The sequence below is a fragment of the Photobacterium obscurum genome (assembly GCF_026191635.1).
In the GTDB taxonomy this organism is placed as follows: Bacteria; Pseudomonadota; Gammaproteobacteria; order Enterobacterales; family Vibrionaceae; genus Photobacterium; species Photobacterium obscurum.
The window spans coordinates 56,933-70,190 of record NZ_JAKRRW010000020.1 but is presented as its reverse complement, the minus strand read 5'-3'; the positions used below and the strand labels follow the sequence as shown (position 1 = coordinate 70,190).

14 protein-coding genes are annotated in these 13,258 nt (G+C 55.3%); 5 read left to right on the top strand and 9 right to left on the bottom strand.

The window, feature by feature from the left end:
• Positions 1-6 precede the first annotated feature (6 nt).
• Genes dapF through yigB form a run of 4 tightly spaced genes read left to right on the top strand, consistent with a single transcriptional unit; the run spans position 7 to position 3,217 of the window.
• On the top strand, positions 7-837 hold the full coding sequence (dapF, locus tag MD588_RS20195; protein ID WP_265699477.1) for a diaminopimelate epimerase: 831 nt from the start codon (positions 7-9) through the stop codon (positions 835-837).
• On the top strand, positions 834-1,535 hold the full coding sequence (locus MD588_RS20190) for a DUF484 family protein (RefSeq protein WP_265699476.1): 702 nt from the start codon (positions 834-836) through the stop codon (positions 1,533-1,535). Before dapF ends, MD588_RS20190 begins: the two co-directional genes overlap by 4 nt.
• Positions 1,532-2,446, top strand: coding sequence for a tyrosine recombinase XerC (gene xerC / locus MD588_RS20185; RefSeq protein WP_265699475.1), 915 nt, complete (start codon positions 1,532-1,534; stop codon positions 2,444-2,446). The genes MD588_RS20190 and xerC overlap by 4 nt, the downstream gene beginning before the upstream one ends.
• A 54-nt stretch (positions 2,447-2,500) precedes the next feature.
• Positions 2,501-3,217, top strand: a complete 717-nt coding sequence (gene yigB, locus MD588_RS20180; RefSeq protein ID WP_265699474.1) for a 5-amino-6-(5-phospho-D-ribitylamino)uracil phosphatase YigB — start codon at positions 2,501-2,503, stop codon at positions 3,215-3,217.
• 87 nt (positions 3,218-3,304) lie between these two features.
• Here yigB and MD588_RS20175 read toward each other — a convergent pair whose 3' ends face one another.
• From MD588_RS20175 to MD588_RS20155, 5 genes are read right to left on the bottom strand one after another with little or no spacing between them, the layout of a single operon-like run.
• Entirely contained in the window at positions 3,305-3,760 is a 456-nt protein-coding gene (locus MD588_RS20175; RefSeq protein WP_265699473.1) for a DoxX family protein, read from the bottom strand.
• Between the two features lie 2 nt (positions 3,761-3,762).
• A complete protein-coding gene (locus MD588_RS20170; protein ID WP_265699472.1) occupies positions 3,763-4,554 on the bottom strand; it encodes an HvfC/BufC N-terminal domain-containing protein in 792 nt (263 codons plus the stop codon).
• The gene (gene bufB / locus MD588_RS20165; protein WP_265699471.1) at positions 4,532-5,392 is read right to left on the bottom strand and encodes an MNIO family bufferin maturase; all 861 of its coding nucleotides are present in this window, start codon (positions 5,390-5,392) and stop codon (positions 4,532-4,534) included. Before bufB ends, MD588_RS20170 begins: the two co-directional genes overlap by 23 nt.
• Complete coding sequence (locus MD588_RS20160; protein ID WP_265699470.1) at positions 5,393-5,656, bottom strand: BufA1 family periplasmic bufferin-type metallophore; 264 nt, start codon at positions 5,654-5,656, stop codon at positions 5,393-5,395.
• A gap of 41 nt (positions 5,657-5,697) precedes the next feature.
• Positions 5,698-5,964, bottom strand: coding sequence for a BufA1 family periplasmic bufferin-type metallophore (locus MD588_RS20155; protein ID WP_265699469.1), 267 nt, complete (start codon positions 5,962-5,964; stop codon positions 5,698-5,700).
• Between the two features lie 372 nt (positions 5,965-6,336).
• On the opposite strand from MD588_RS20155, the gene uvrD reads away from it, so the two are divergent.
• Complete coding sequence (gene uvrD / locus MD588_RS20150) at positions 6,337-8,508, top strand: DNA helicase II (protein ID WP_265699468.1); 2,172 nt, start codon at positions 6,337-6,339, stop codon at positions 8,506-8,508.
• A gap of 133 nt (positions 8,509-8,641) precedes the next feature.
• Here uvrD and ggt read toward each other — a convergent pair whose 3' ends face one another.
• The 4 genes from ggt to rarD form a co-directional block, all read right to left on the bottom strand.
• Positions 8,642-10,408: a gamma-glutamyltransferase gene (gene ggt / locus MD588_RS20145; RefSeq protein ID WP_265699467.1), complete on the bottom strand. Its 1,767-nt coding sequence runs from the start codon at positions 10,406-10,408 to the stop codon at positions 8,642-8,644.
• Between the two features lie 118 nt (positions 10,409-10,526).
• Entirely contained in the window at positions 10,527-11,195 is a 669-nt protein-coding gene (locus MD588_RS20140) for a LysE family translocator (protein WP_265699518.1), read from the bottom strand.
• A gap of 87 nt (positions 11,196-11,282) precedes the next feature.
• Positions 11,283-12,077 (bottom strand): AraC family transcriptional regulator, encoded by a 795-nt coding sequence (locus MD588_RS20135; RefSeq protein ID WP_265699466.1) that lies wholly within the window; start codon positions 12,075-12,077, stop codon positions 11,283-11,285.
• A 123-nt stretch (positions 12,078-12,200) separates the two neighbouring features.
• Complete coding sequence (gene rarD, locus MD588_RS20130) at positions 12,201-13,112, bottom strand: EamA family transporter RarD (RefSeq protein WP_265699465.1); 912 nt, start codon at positions 13,110-13,112, stop codon at positions 12,201-12,203.
• Positions 13,113-13,258: the final 146 nt, after the last annotated feature.

The window sequence follows — 13,258 nt, the reverse complement described above, 5'->3', positions numbered from 1 at the left end:
GACATCATGCAGATCAATTTTTCAAAAATGCATGGCTTGGGCAATGATTTCATGGTGGTGGATTGCGTAACACAGAATGTGTTTTTTTCGCCAGACGCCATCAGACGGCTGGCCGATCGCCATCGGGGGATCGGTTTTGACCAGCTGTTAGTGGTTGAACCGCCTTATGATCCGGAGACAGATTTTCATTACCGGATCTTCAACGCCGACGGTAGCGAGGTGGAGCAGTGCGGTAACGGTGCGCGCTGTTTTGCCCGCTTCGTCTGGATGAAGGGGCTGACCAACAAGTACCATATTTCGGTCAGTACCAAGGGCGGCAAAATGGTGCTGAAACTGGAAAATGACAACCAGGTCACCGTGAACATGGGCGTTCCGGAGTTCGAGCCGGCCAAGATCCCGTTCCGTGCCAAACAGTATGAGAAAACCTATATCTTGCGTGCGGATAATAAAACCGTGTTCTGCGGAGCCGTTAGTATGGGCAATCCTCACTGCGTGACCGTGGTGGATGATGTCGATACCGCTGACGTGGATACCTTGGGCCCGTTGCTGGAGTCCCACGAGCGTTTTCCCGAGCGGGTAAACGCCGGCTTTATGCAGGTGCTTTCGCGGGGTGAGGTGAAGCTGCGCGTCTACGAGCGTGGGGCCGGTGAAACCCAAGCATGCGGTAGCGGTGCCTGCGCGGCGGTAGCTGTTGGCCAGGTACAGGGCCTGCTTGGTGAAAATGTCAAAGTGACGTTGCCCGGCGGCGATCTCCATATTCGCTGGGCCGGTATCGGTAAACCACTTTATATGACAGGCCCGGTTGCGCATGTCTTTGATGGACAAATAGTATTATGACAGATGTATCCCAACTGGATGAGCTGCCGATGGTGGCAGACACCCCGTTGACCGATCAGGCGGTGGCTGAGTTTCTGCTGAACAATCCTGATTTCTTTACCCGCCAGCCAGAACTGCTGACCCAATTGCAGGTTTCCCATAGCGAGCGCGGGGTGGTCTCGTTGGTAGAGATCCAGCTCGACAGACTGCGCCACCGGGTGCGCGATTTGGAAGGCGAGATCAGTAACCTTGTGGCGGCTGCCGGCAAAAATAGTGAGCTTTTTGACACTTTTGCCCGTGCCCAGCAGCAACTCTTCCAGACCCATAATATCTATCAGGCCCTGGTGATCCTGGAAGAGCTCAGTAGCCAGCTGCAGCTGGACTGTAGCTTGCGTCTGTTTGACAGCCTGGATGACAAGCTGTTTCTGGACCGCAAGGCGTTCGAGAGTTTCCGTGTTGCCCACCTGTCGCAGCGTCCGGTCTATCTCGGCCGGTTGAGAAAACAGGAAAGTGAGCTGTTGTTCGAGCAGCCGCCGCAGCTGGGGTCGTTTGTGGTGCTGCCGCTTGGGATCGAGCATCAAATTGGCGTCCTGAGCTTTGCCAGTATTGATGGTGGCCATTTTCAGCCTGCGATGGACACCTTGTTCGTTGAGCAGCTGGCCTTGGTGCTGACTCGTTTGATCCATCACTGGGAATATACCCGCGAGGTGATTGATTGAGCCCGTTGCCTTCTGGCCTTGAAAAGCCGCTTCTGCGATTTTATGAGTACTTGCGCAGTGAGCGCGAGCTGAGCCTGCACACCCAGCAGAACTATAAGCGTCAGCTAACCACGTTGGCCGAGCAGCTGGTGGATCTGGGGGTCAGTGACTGGCGGGTGGTCGATGCCGGTTGGGTTCGCCAGTTGGCCAGTAAAGGGATGCGTGATGGTCTTAAGGCCAGCAGCCTGTCGATGCGGCTGTCTGCTTTGCGGAGCTTTTTTGATTACCTGGTGCACCAAGGCGTGCTTAAGGCCAATCCGGCCAAAGGGGTTTCCGCACCACGCAAGGCCCGGCCGCTGCCGAAGAATCTCGATGTTGACGAGATGGACCAGCTGCTAAGCGTGGATGAGGATGATCCCTTGTCCATCCGTGATCGGGCGATGATGGAGCTGATGTACGGTGCCGGTTTGCGCCTGTCAGAGCTGGTGAATCTCGATGTGCGTGATATCAGCCTCAGCAAGGGCGATATTCGGGTGATAGGTAAAGGGGATAAAGAGCGTATTGTTCCTTTTGCGGGTTTGGCCCGGGAATGGGTTGGCCAATGGCTGAAGGTCAGGGGGCAACTGGCTGCTGGTGGCGAGCCGGGTTTGTTTGTCTCCAAGCTGGGTCAGCGGATCTCTAATCGCAATGTCCAGAAGCGAATGGCGGAATGGGGGCAGAAACAGGCGGTTTCCAGCCATATTAATCCGCATAAGCTGCGTCACAGCTTTGCGACCCATATGCTGGAGTCCAGCGGGGATCTGCGGGCCGTGCAGGAACTGCTGGGACATGCTAACCTGTCGACGACCCAGATCTATACCCACCTCGACTTTCAGCATCTGGCACAGGTGTATGATGAAGCCCACCCGCGGGCGAAACGTGGCAAGCGTTGATACTGACGCGACCAAGGCGAGCCATTGCTCGAGTAATTGATACAGAGGGCTGCCATGCAGTTTTACCGCAACCTCCAGTCGCCGAAGGCGCTGACGTTTGATTTAGATGATACCCTGTATGATAACCGGCCGGTGATCCGGCGGGCTGAGCAGGCAATGCATGACTGGCTGGCTGACAATCACCCGTGTAGTCATCAGGTGGCACCTGAAGACTGGCATCAGCTAAAAATGCGCTTGTTGGCTCAGAATCCTTTTCTGCGCCACGATGTGACCTTATGGCGCTATGAGCTACTCAAGATTGGTCTTATGCAACTGGGGTATTCGCTGGCTCGGGCCGAGCAGGCCGCGCAAGACGGGTTGGATGTGGTGCTGGCGGTTCGCAATCAGGTGGATGTGCCGCAGGAAACCCATCGGGTTCTAGCCGAGCTGGGACAGAAGATGCCGCTATTGGCGATTACCAACGGCAATGTCGATGCCGATAAAATTGGCCTGGGGCAGTATTTCTCCCGGGTACTGGTTGCGGGTCGAGACGGCCTGGCCAAACCGGAGCCGGATTTGTTTGCCCAGGCAGTGGCGCTGCTGGGGCTACCGGCACAGGATATCCTCCACATCGGCGATCACTTGGTGACGGATGTGGGTGGGGCCAAGCAACATGGTTTGCAGGCCTGTTGGTATAATGATCAACAGCGTCAGCTGCATAGTGAGCCAAAGGCCAAGTGGCTGCCGGATGTGGAGATTCACACTCTCGCGCAGCTGCTGGAACTGGTTTAAGCTGCCTCTGTATAACGCAAGCTGCCATCAAAGAGAGTTAAACAAAAGGCACCCAGAGGGCGCCTTTTTTGATCTATCGGTGGGCGGCTATTCGATTAAGCTTTGTTTGGGCTCACTGCTGATCAGCTTGTCGAGCGAGATCAGGCCGGCTCCCCAGAAGATATTGACCAGCATCATCATGCCCCATAGCTGATGGTCAAAGAAGCCCTTTTCCCATAGCAGCGGGTAAGATACCACGGCAATAATATTGAAGACGAACAGCACCAGGGTCATCGGGCGGGTAAACAGGCCTATGGCGATAAAGGCCGGCAGGATCAGCTCTGCGGCCGTGCCCATGTAGGCGGCGAGTTGCCAGGGCAGCAAAGGGACCTGATATTCATACTCAAACAGGTACAAGGTACTGTCCCAGCTGGAATATTTCACCATTCCGGATTTGAAGAATACCCAGGCGACCCAGAGCCGGGTAAATAGCAATAGCAATGGGATCAGTGGCTCGACGATACGCTGGCCGATGCTATCGATTTGTTTAATGAAACTTAGCATGCTCACTCTCCCTCTGGCAGACCGTGAATATCGGAAAAAATATGTTGCTGGACCAATTCGCCGAGCATGGCCAGCATTGGCTCGGAGGCATCGCCCAGGCAGCCTTGCTGCTGGCTGAGCCGGATCAGTCCGGTGGCGTCCGGCTGGGTGTTTAATACCAGCATCCTGTCCGGGCGATGCTGGATCACCGCAGATTCTGGCTGGTTGAGATCGACTTCTTTAATCTGGTTATCGGTGATCATCTGCCAGATACTGGCTACCGGGTAGTCAGAGTCCAGGCAGAATGTCGGTTCCGGAACCTCAAGCCGTAGCTGGGGCTGGTTGGTCTCGGTGAGTTGCCCCAGCTTGTGAAACGGAAACGGACGGTTGATGGCCGGAGCGTGTGCCGCGCGGTCGAGATACCATTCTAGGCTCGCTAAATCAGCCAGATAAGGTACCGCCTCAATCACAGCTGGTTGGTTGCTGATGGTGCAACTGAAGCCTTCGCCATAATGGCTGACATCGCCTTGCTGCAGAGGCTGGGTCAGTACGTGCTGGCGGGCCAGCTGACTGAAGCACTCGTCACCGACCACCGCTTTGACACACGGATACACCACCTCGAGAATTTCCGACAGGCTGATAATAAAATTATTGCGGTAGATCTGGATCAGCTGTTCGGCGGGAAACCGGCCGCTAGCAATCTGTGCCGTCACGTCGCTAGGTTGGTAATGCAGGGCGGCGGCAAAGTCTTGCTGCAGTTGGTGTAGTTTGTTATCAGGATCAGGATAACGGTCAGGGGATGAGGATTTGTCCATGCTGCGCCTCCTGCATAATGATGGTCTGTGCCTTGTCGGCTTCTGCAAGCAGGATGGACAGCTCCGGGATATCCAGATCCCACTCAATCAGGGTTGGGGTTAAGCCATGTTGCCGTACCCAGCGGCGATAGAGCTGCCATACTGGCTCGCTGACTGGTTTGCTATGGGTATCGATCCAGATTTCACCGTCCTCAAATTGCTTGACGGTAAAGCCGGCAAGATGGATTTCTTGCACTGCCGTCGCATCAAGTGCAGCAATGTACTGGTCGCAGTCAAAGCCGTGGTTGAAGGCGCTGACATAAATATTGTTGAGATCAAGCAACAAGCCACAACCGGTGCGCTGTTGGACCTGGTGCAGAAACTCCCATTCGGGGATTTCCGAATGGGCAAAGCTCAAATAGCTGGACGGGTTTTCGATCAGCATTTGGCGACCGAGAAACTCCTGTACCTGCTCGACTTTGCGGCAGAAGTGCTGCAGTGCCGCTTCGGTATACGGCAGTGGCAGCAAATCATTGAAAAACTGCCCGTCGACCGAACTCCAGCTGAGATGGTCCGATACCGCAATCGGGTTGATTTCGTCCACCAGGTGCTTGAGCTGAACCAGATGCTGGCGATCCAGCGGATCGGCAGAGCCGAGGGATAGCCCGATCCCATGGCAGCTAATGGGATAGTGTTCGGCGATATGCCGCAGTTGTTGGCGGGCGGTAGAGGAAGCCATGAAATAGTTTTCGCTGTGCACCTCCAGCCAGCCGATATCCGGTTGCTGTTCGATAATCTGGGTGATGTGGGGGGAGCGTAACCCCACCCCAACCACCTGTTGCTGTGCTAAGCGATTCAATTATTTCGCCTCGGTTGAGCCACCGGCCAAGCGGTCGCACAGTCCTTTGGGTACCATAATGAAGGCATCTTTCTGGCCATCTGTTTTGGCGGTACCGGCGCATGAGCTGGTCTTGGTGGCGCAGTCATTCTTGCCTGCCTTGGCCACGCCGTAGCATTTCTCTTTGGCTTCGGCGGCAACAGCGGTCGAGGTAGTCATCGCAGTACCGGCTAAGGCAAGCAGGCCGGTAACGGCAGTGGCAAGGGCTACGTTGGTTTTCTTCATAATCATTCCTTCGCTTGAACTAACGGTATAGTTGGGGGGGATTAAGATGATGAGGTTGAGCCACCGGCCAAACGGTCACATAAGCCCTTGGGAACCATGATGAAGGCATCTTTCTGGCCATCGGTTTTGGCGGTACCGGCACATGAGCTGGTCTTGGTGGCACAGTCGTTTTTACCCGCTTTCGCCACGCCGTAGCACTTCTCTTTGGCTTCTGCTGCAACGGCGGTTGATGCGGTCATAGCCGTTCCTGCGAGCGCGATTAGACCCGTTACGGCACTGGCTAGGGCGATATTGGTTGTCTTCTTCATAATCATTCCTCTTAATTACGCTGACTGTTGCTGCTTGCAGCAACGTTTCCTTTTGTTGTTGCTGGCGCTTATTGGCGCTCTCGGAACATAAGAAAGGGCTAACCGGATTTTAATTTCACTCTTTCTTAACTTTTTTTCTGGCGTGTAACATTTCGCCATTTCCAAGCATAGAACAAAAATTCTCGGGCAAGAGATTGAATCTGGTGAGTTAATTAATCACGGGGCCATAAATTCGGGTTGTACTTAGGGGTGGCGGAGCGCCATCGGGTTGTCTTTTTCTGCCATTCAATCCGCCGGGAAAGCTTGGAATCTCGCATATTGAGACGGTTTGGGTATAATCATCAGCATTGTATAAATAACCAGTAGGTAACGATGGACGCTTCACTCCTGTTAGATGGCCTTAATGACAAGCAACGAGAGGCGGTGGCTGCGCCGCTAGGTAATCACCTGGTTCTGGCCGGAGCGGGCAGTGGTAAAACCCGCGTACTGGTCCATCGTATCGCCTGGTTGATGCAGATTGAGCAGGCCTCGCCGTATTCAATCATGTCGGTGACCTTCACCAACAAGGCGGCGGCCGAGATGCGAGGCCGGATCAACGAACTGATGCAGGGCTCGTCTGCCGGAATGTGGAACGGCACGTTCCACGGTCTTTGCCACCGTATGCTGCGCGCCCATTATCTTGATGCGCGCCTGCCTGATGATTTCAATATTCTTGATTCTGACGATCAGATGCGCCTGCTGCGCCGTTTGATCAAGGCGCAGAATCTTGACGAGAAGCATTGGCCGGCCCGCCAGGCGGCGTGGTATATCAATGGCAAGAAAGACGAAGGTCTACGCCCTGCCAATATTGACACTTTCAATGATCCGGTCGAGCAGACCTGGCTACGGTTGTATACCGCCTACCAGGAAGCGTGCGACCGTGCCGGCCTGGTCGACTTTGCTGAACTATTGTTGCGGGCCTTTGAGCTGGTGCGCGACAACAAGCACATTCGCGAGCATTACCAGGCGCGCTTCAAGCATATTCTGGTCGACGAGTTCCAGGATACCAACAACATCCAGTTTGCCTGGTTGCGCCTGATGGCTGGGGTAGATTGCAATGTGATGATTGTCGGCGATGACGACCAGTCGATTTATGGCTGGCGTGGCGCGCAGGTCGAAAATATTCAGCGCTTCTTGCGTGATTTCACCAATGCTTCTTCGATTTTCCTTGAGCAAAACTACCGCTCGACCGGCAATATCCTCAATGCTGCCAACGAATTGATTGCCAATAACAACGAGCGTATGGGCAAGAATTTGTGGACCGAGGGCGCAGAAGGCGAACCGATCTCCCTGTATTCGGCTTTCAATGAACTGGATGAGGCGCGGTTTGCGGTCGGTAAGATCAAGGAGTGGCGCGAGCAAGGTGGTACGTTAAATGAAACGGCCTTCCTGTACCGAAGTAATGCTCAGTCCCGGGTGCTGGAAGAGGCCTTGATCCAGGCTGGCCTGCCGTACCGGATTTATGGCGGTATGCGGTTCTTCGAACGCCAGGAAATCAAAGACTCGCTGGCGTACCTGCGCCTGATGTCGAACCGCAATGATGATGCCTCTTTTGAGCGGGTGGTCAATACTCCGACCCGGGGGCTTGGCGACCGCACACTGGAAACGATCCGCATGGCGGCCCGTGACCGTGGTGCTACGATGTGGCAGGCCAGTGTCGCCCTGCTGGAAGAGCAGGTGCTGGCAGGCCGTGCAGCGAATTCACTGCGTCGTTTTATCGAGCTGATCAATGCCCTGGAAGATGATACCCGTGACCTGCCGCTGTTCCAGCAGACCGATGAAGTGATCCGCAATTCCGGCCTGCGGGCAATGTACGAGCAGGAAAAAGGCGAAAAGGCCCAGGCGCGTATCGAAAACCTGGAAGAGCTGGTCACGGCGACTCGCCAGTTCGAGGTGCCGGAAGAGGCTGAAGAGATGAGCCCGTTGGCGGCGTTTCTCTCACACGCGGCGCTGGAGGCCGGAGAAGGACAGGCGGATGATTTTGAGGATGCGGTGCAGCTAATGACGATGCACAGCGCCAAGGGACTGGAGTTCCCGGTGGTCTTCATGGTGGGCGTGGAAGAAGGGATGTTCCCGAGCTCTCGGACCACCGAAGAGGTCGGGCGTTTGGAAGAAGAACGTCGCCTGTGCTACGTAGGCATGACCCGCGCGATGCAGAAGCTGTATATTACCTATGCCGAAATGCGTCGTCTGTACGGCAAGGACAACTTCCATAAACCGTCCCGCTTTATTCGTGAAATCCCGACCGAGTACGTGGAAGAAGTCCGAATGAAGGCACAGGTATCGCGGCCGGCCAGCAGCGGCCGGTTCAGCCAGGCGCAGGTCAACGACAACTTCAACCAGACTGGTTTTAGCCTTGGCCAGCGGGTTCAACATTCGAAGTTTGGCGAGGGCACGATCATCAACTTTGAAGGCAGCGGTGCCCAGAGCAGGGTGCAGGTTGCGTTTAACGGTGAAGGGATCAAGTGGTTGGTGACCCAGTACGCCAAGCTGCAGCCGATGTAATCTGCTGCCTCCGTATTGGTGGCTAACCCGCGAAAGATATTAAGCCCGCTATGCGTATTGCACGGCGGGCTTTTTGTTGGTTGGAGGCCATTTCCCGTTGCTTGTATGTTGGGAGGTGCCGTTATCCTCGGGGCTACTTGGCGACGACCTTACCTTCCCGGCGAGGATCGGCGGCGCCGGTCAGCTGCCTGCCATCAATCCGGATCGCCTGGATACCGGAGTTCAGATCTTTTATCTTCACCTCGAAGCCGAGCTGCTCCAGCTTGGGTGCCCACTGTTCGGCCGAGGTCCCTTTTTCCAGTTCAAAGGCGCCGAAGCGGTTGTTCATATTGGGTAGGTTGATTGCCTGCTGCAGATCGAGGTTCCAGTCGAGATAGCCGATCAGCGTCTTGGCGACAAAGCCGATGATCTGGCTGCCACCCGGTGATCCGAGAGCCAGGTACGGCTTGTTTTCTTTCATTACGATGGTGGGCGCCATGGAAGAGCGCGGGCGTTTGCCAGGCTCAATGCGGTTGGCTATCGGGTTACCGTCAATATGGCTGCGGAATGAGAAGTCGGTCAGCTCGTTATTGAGCAGGAAGCCGCGCACCATCAGTCTTGAGCCGAAACCATTCTCAATCGTGGTGGTTATGGAAACCACATTGCGATCCTTGTCGACAATCGAAAAGTGGCTGGTGGAAGGCAGCTCCAGTGACTCGTCCATGGTATAGCGTATGGCGTGTGACCAGGCCGGCTGGCCCGGCTTAGCCGCCGCAAGAGCTGTTTTGCCCTTGAGCAATCCGGCACGTTGTTCCAGGTAGTCATCCGCCAGCAGGCCTTTGGTCGGCATGGGCACATAGTCGCTGTCGGCCATGTAGTGTCCGCGATCGGCAAAGGCCAGGCGCGAGGCGTCCCCGATCAGGCGCCAGCTGTTGATATCATTGCGGCCCATTTTGTCGAGCGGATAGTGGCTCAGCATTCCCATGATCTGGCCGAGGGTCAGCGCACCGGAGCTGGGTGGGCCCATGCCGCAAATTTCAAACTGGCGATAGGGCGCGCAGACCGGCTCTCGCTCTTTGACCTGGTAGGTTGCCAGATCCATCACGCTTAGCACACCGGGGTTACCCTTGGCATTGCGTACGGTGCTGACGATGTCCTTGGCTATCTCGCCATGGTAGAAGGCGCTGGCACCGCGTTCGGCAATTAGGCTTAGTGTATCTGCGTAGGCTGGGTTGGTGAGGGTTTGTCCGGCTTGGAGCGGACTGCCGTCAGGATTGAAGAAATAGGCTTTGGTCGCCTCCCAGCGCTGGAGGTTTTTCTGGTCGTTGGCAACCAGCTTCGCCAGCCGAGGACTGACAGCGAACCCTTCGCGAGCCAATGTAATAGCCGGCTGGAACAGGTCGCGCCAAGGCAGCTTGCCGTGGCGTTGGTGGGTGTACCACATGAGCTTGACCGTACCCGGCGTACCGACGGAGCGGCCTCCGACCACAGCATCGAAGAAGGCCAGCGGTTGGCCTTGCTGATCCTGAAATAGTCGTGGCGTGACGGCATAGGGGGCTTTTTCCCGGCCATCAAAGGTCGTGAGTTTTTCTTTTTTCGCATTCCAGTACACCAGGAAGGCCCCGCCGCCGATGCCGGAGGATTGCGGCTCAGTCAACCCGAGCACCAGTTGGGTTGCGACCATGGCATCAATGGCATTGCCGCCCTGACGCAGGATTGCTGCCCCGGCCTCACTGGCATAGGGATTGGCAGAAGCCACCATCCAGTCTTTGCCGCTGATCTGCTGCTGGCGGCTGATCCCGGTTGTCGCCTCCGGGGCAACGTCGTCGGCACTTTGTTTGCTGGGCTCTTTGCTGGAGGCTGGTGATACCAGTAGGCAGGTTGCCAGGGCTATCGCCAGACGGGAGGTCTTCCATTCCATAGCTCGTTCCTTTTTCGCATACGGGGCTCGAATAGCGTAAGAGCGGAACGGCGAACTGTCGAATTATTGCACGTTTTTTGTGCTCGCAATCAACAATTTATTGCTTGCCGACGCAGAGCTAAAGCACCAGATTGAGCAATATCATACTGCCGATACTGACAAACAGCAGGCCGCACATGGCGTCGATATACGGTGTCCACTGCTGTAGCTTCTGCTGGAGCCGCTGTCCGGTCAGGAGCCAGGCCAGCATCGCAAACCACAGGAAAGACGTGAGCCAGAGCAGGCCGATCGCAGTGACTTTGCCGGTGATGGACATACTGGCGGGCACTAGGGTAGACAGCAAGCTGAGGAAAAAGACCAGGGCTTTGGGGTTGAGAATATTGGTGGTAAACCCTCTTGCCAGTGCTTGCTTGCGGTTATCGAGCAACGGCTGGCGGCCAGTGTTGGTAATAGTGGCCACACCGGACGAAGGCTGGTCGGATTTATTCCACAGTGGCCGCAGCACGCTTTTGACGGCTCCGATCCCCAGCCAGAGCAGGTAACCGCCACCGACGGCCTGTAATAGCGCAAACAGAGTTGGTTGCTGGTGGATCAACAGACTGGCACCGGTCAGGCTAAGAATAGAGTGCAGCAGGATCCCCAGGGATAATCCCAGCGCGATGGTGATCCCGGTCTGGCGTCCGTGGCGCCCGGCATTTTGAACTACCAGGGCAAAGTCCGGTCCCGGGCTCATCAGGGCGATCACATGGACGGTCAGTAAGGTGAGAAGGGGCGTTATTTCGTTCATTTCTTGCTTTTCATCTGGTTGGAGAACAACGTGTGCCAGCATGCCCTAGCCAGAGCGGAAGCGCTTGTAAAAAATTAATAGTCGCTGCTATTTAATTTCCGATGGTGCCACCCCGAAGGTCAGCCTGAAAGTACGGGTGAAATGGGCCTGATCGTAAAAGCCGACGTGGTAGGCGACATCCGTACAGCTGTATCCGGCCTTGAGCAAGGCCATGGCATGTTCCAGCCGTAGCCGGGCCAGCCAGGCATAGGGGGTCATGCCGGTTGCTTTCTTGAACTGGCGTAATAGCTGGGACGGGCTGAGTTCGCACAGGGCCGCGAGGTTATCGAGGCTAATTTTCTGATCTAGGTTGGCCATCAGGTAGTCCCGCAGCTGAAGCAGATCTTTGCTGCCGAGAGGTACCACGTGTTGGGGACGGATTTGGCTATAGCGGCTGATGAACTGGGAAAAGTACTCTATTGGCATACAGTCTTTGGCCAGCTGTGGGAAATGGGGATCGCTTAGCTGGGTATGGAGCTGACTGAGCTGACAAAACAGCTGGCTGTCAGTCACATTATGCTGAGGGAAGTATACCTGACAATTGCCTGACAGCTCGCAGGCCTGATGATCGAGCCAGTCTGGGGTGATGCTGAATACCTTCACCTTGTAGCCTTGTTGCTGCTCTGGCTGACCGTCGTGAATTTCACCGGGGGGCATGATCACCAGCTGGCCGGCCCCCGCCTGATGGCTGGCTCCGTTGAAATAGTATTGCTGTTGCCCGGCGGTGATCAAACCAAGGTGGTAGTCCAGGTGATAGTGGCGCTTGAAGGCAAAGTTCTGGTAGTGGGCATCAATCAGGCTGATGTCATCAATACAGGATTTGCGGTGGCTGACTGTATTCATCCTGATCCCCATGATAGATCTGGTGCAGTTGGCACACAGCGTTGGTCAATTCAAGCGAGGCCATCAGTAGAACATAAACGATGGCTGGCGGCTTGTAAAAAAGTGACAAGCCGCCAACGAGTTCTAGCTGGCGCGGGCGTGTTGCCTTGCTTTACGGTGGCCTTTGATGCCGTCGAAGCTAAACAGCAGCAGTGCTCCCCAGATGAAGGCAAATGTGTAGCCCTTGTCCAGGGTAAAGCTTTCGTTATATACCGTGATTGCCAGTAGGAACATCAGGCTTGGACCGATGTATTGGAAGAACCCCAGTGTCGACAGTTTAAGCTTGGTTGCTGCGCCGGTAAAACAGAGCAACGGCAAGGTTGTCACAATCCCGGCAGCCATCAGCAGCAGGTTGGTATTCATCGGGTTGGCACGCCAGTCGGCGGTAGGGCTGTCGGCGACAAAAAGCACGTAAACCAAGGCCAGGGGAAACAAGACACAGGTTTCCATGAACAGGCCGGTTTCGGCATCCAAGTTGACCTTTTTTCGCAGTAGCCCGTAGAGGCCGAAGCTGGTAGCCAGTGCGAGGGCGATCCAGGGCAGGGAGCCGAACTGGAACAGCTGGACAGCCACGCCGCAGGCTGCCAGTACCACGGCCAGCCACTGGAGCGGACGTAGGCGCTCTCCCAGGAATAACATGCCTAGTACAACATTGAACAACGGGTTGATGTAATAACCCAGGCTGGCATCGAGCATGAAGTTGTTGTTGACAGCCCAAATGAAAATGAGCCAGTTACCACCTACGAGAAAGGCGGTGGCAACCAGTATCAGCAGCGTCTTGGGTTTGCCCAGCACGGCCCGGATTTTACCCCAGCCCTTGCCGATAATGATCAGGCCGGCGAGGAAGAAAAACGACCAGATCACCCGGTGGCTGAGAATTTCCAGCGGGCTGACGTGCTGCAGGGATTTAAAGTAAATAGGGGCAATCCCCCACATCGTATAGGCAGCAAGGGCAAGTAAGACCCCTCGCTGGGTTTGTTTGGCTTGTTCGTCCATAGATCTCTAGGGTTATTTTATAAAATTTAATATTATTAAATGGATTTTCTAAAAAAGTATGCGCAAGCAGTATAAAACGTGTTCAAGATGGATGTCATCCGGAACTTTTATGAATGAACACGGGCCATCAGTCATAACGAAGTGTG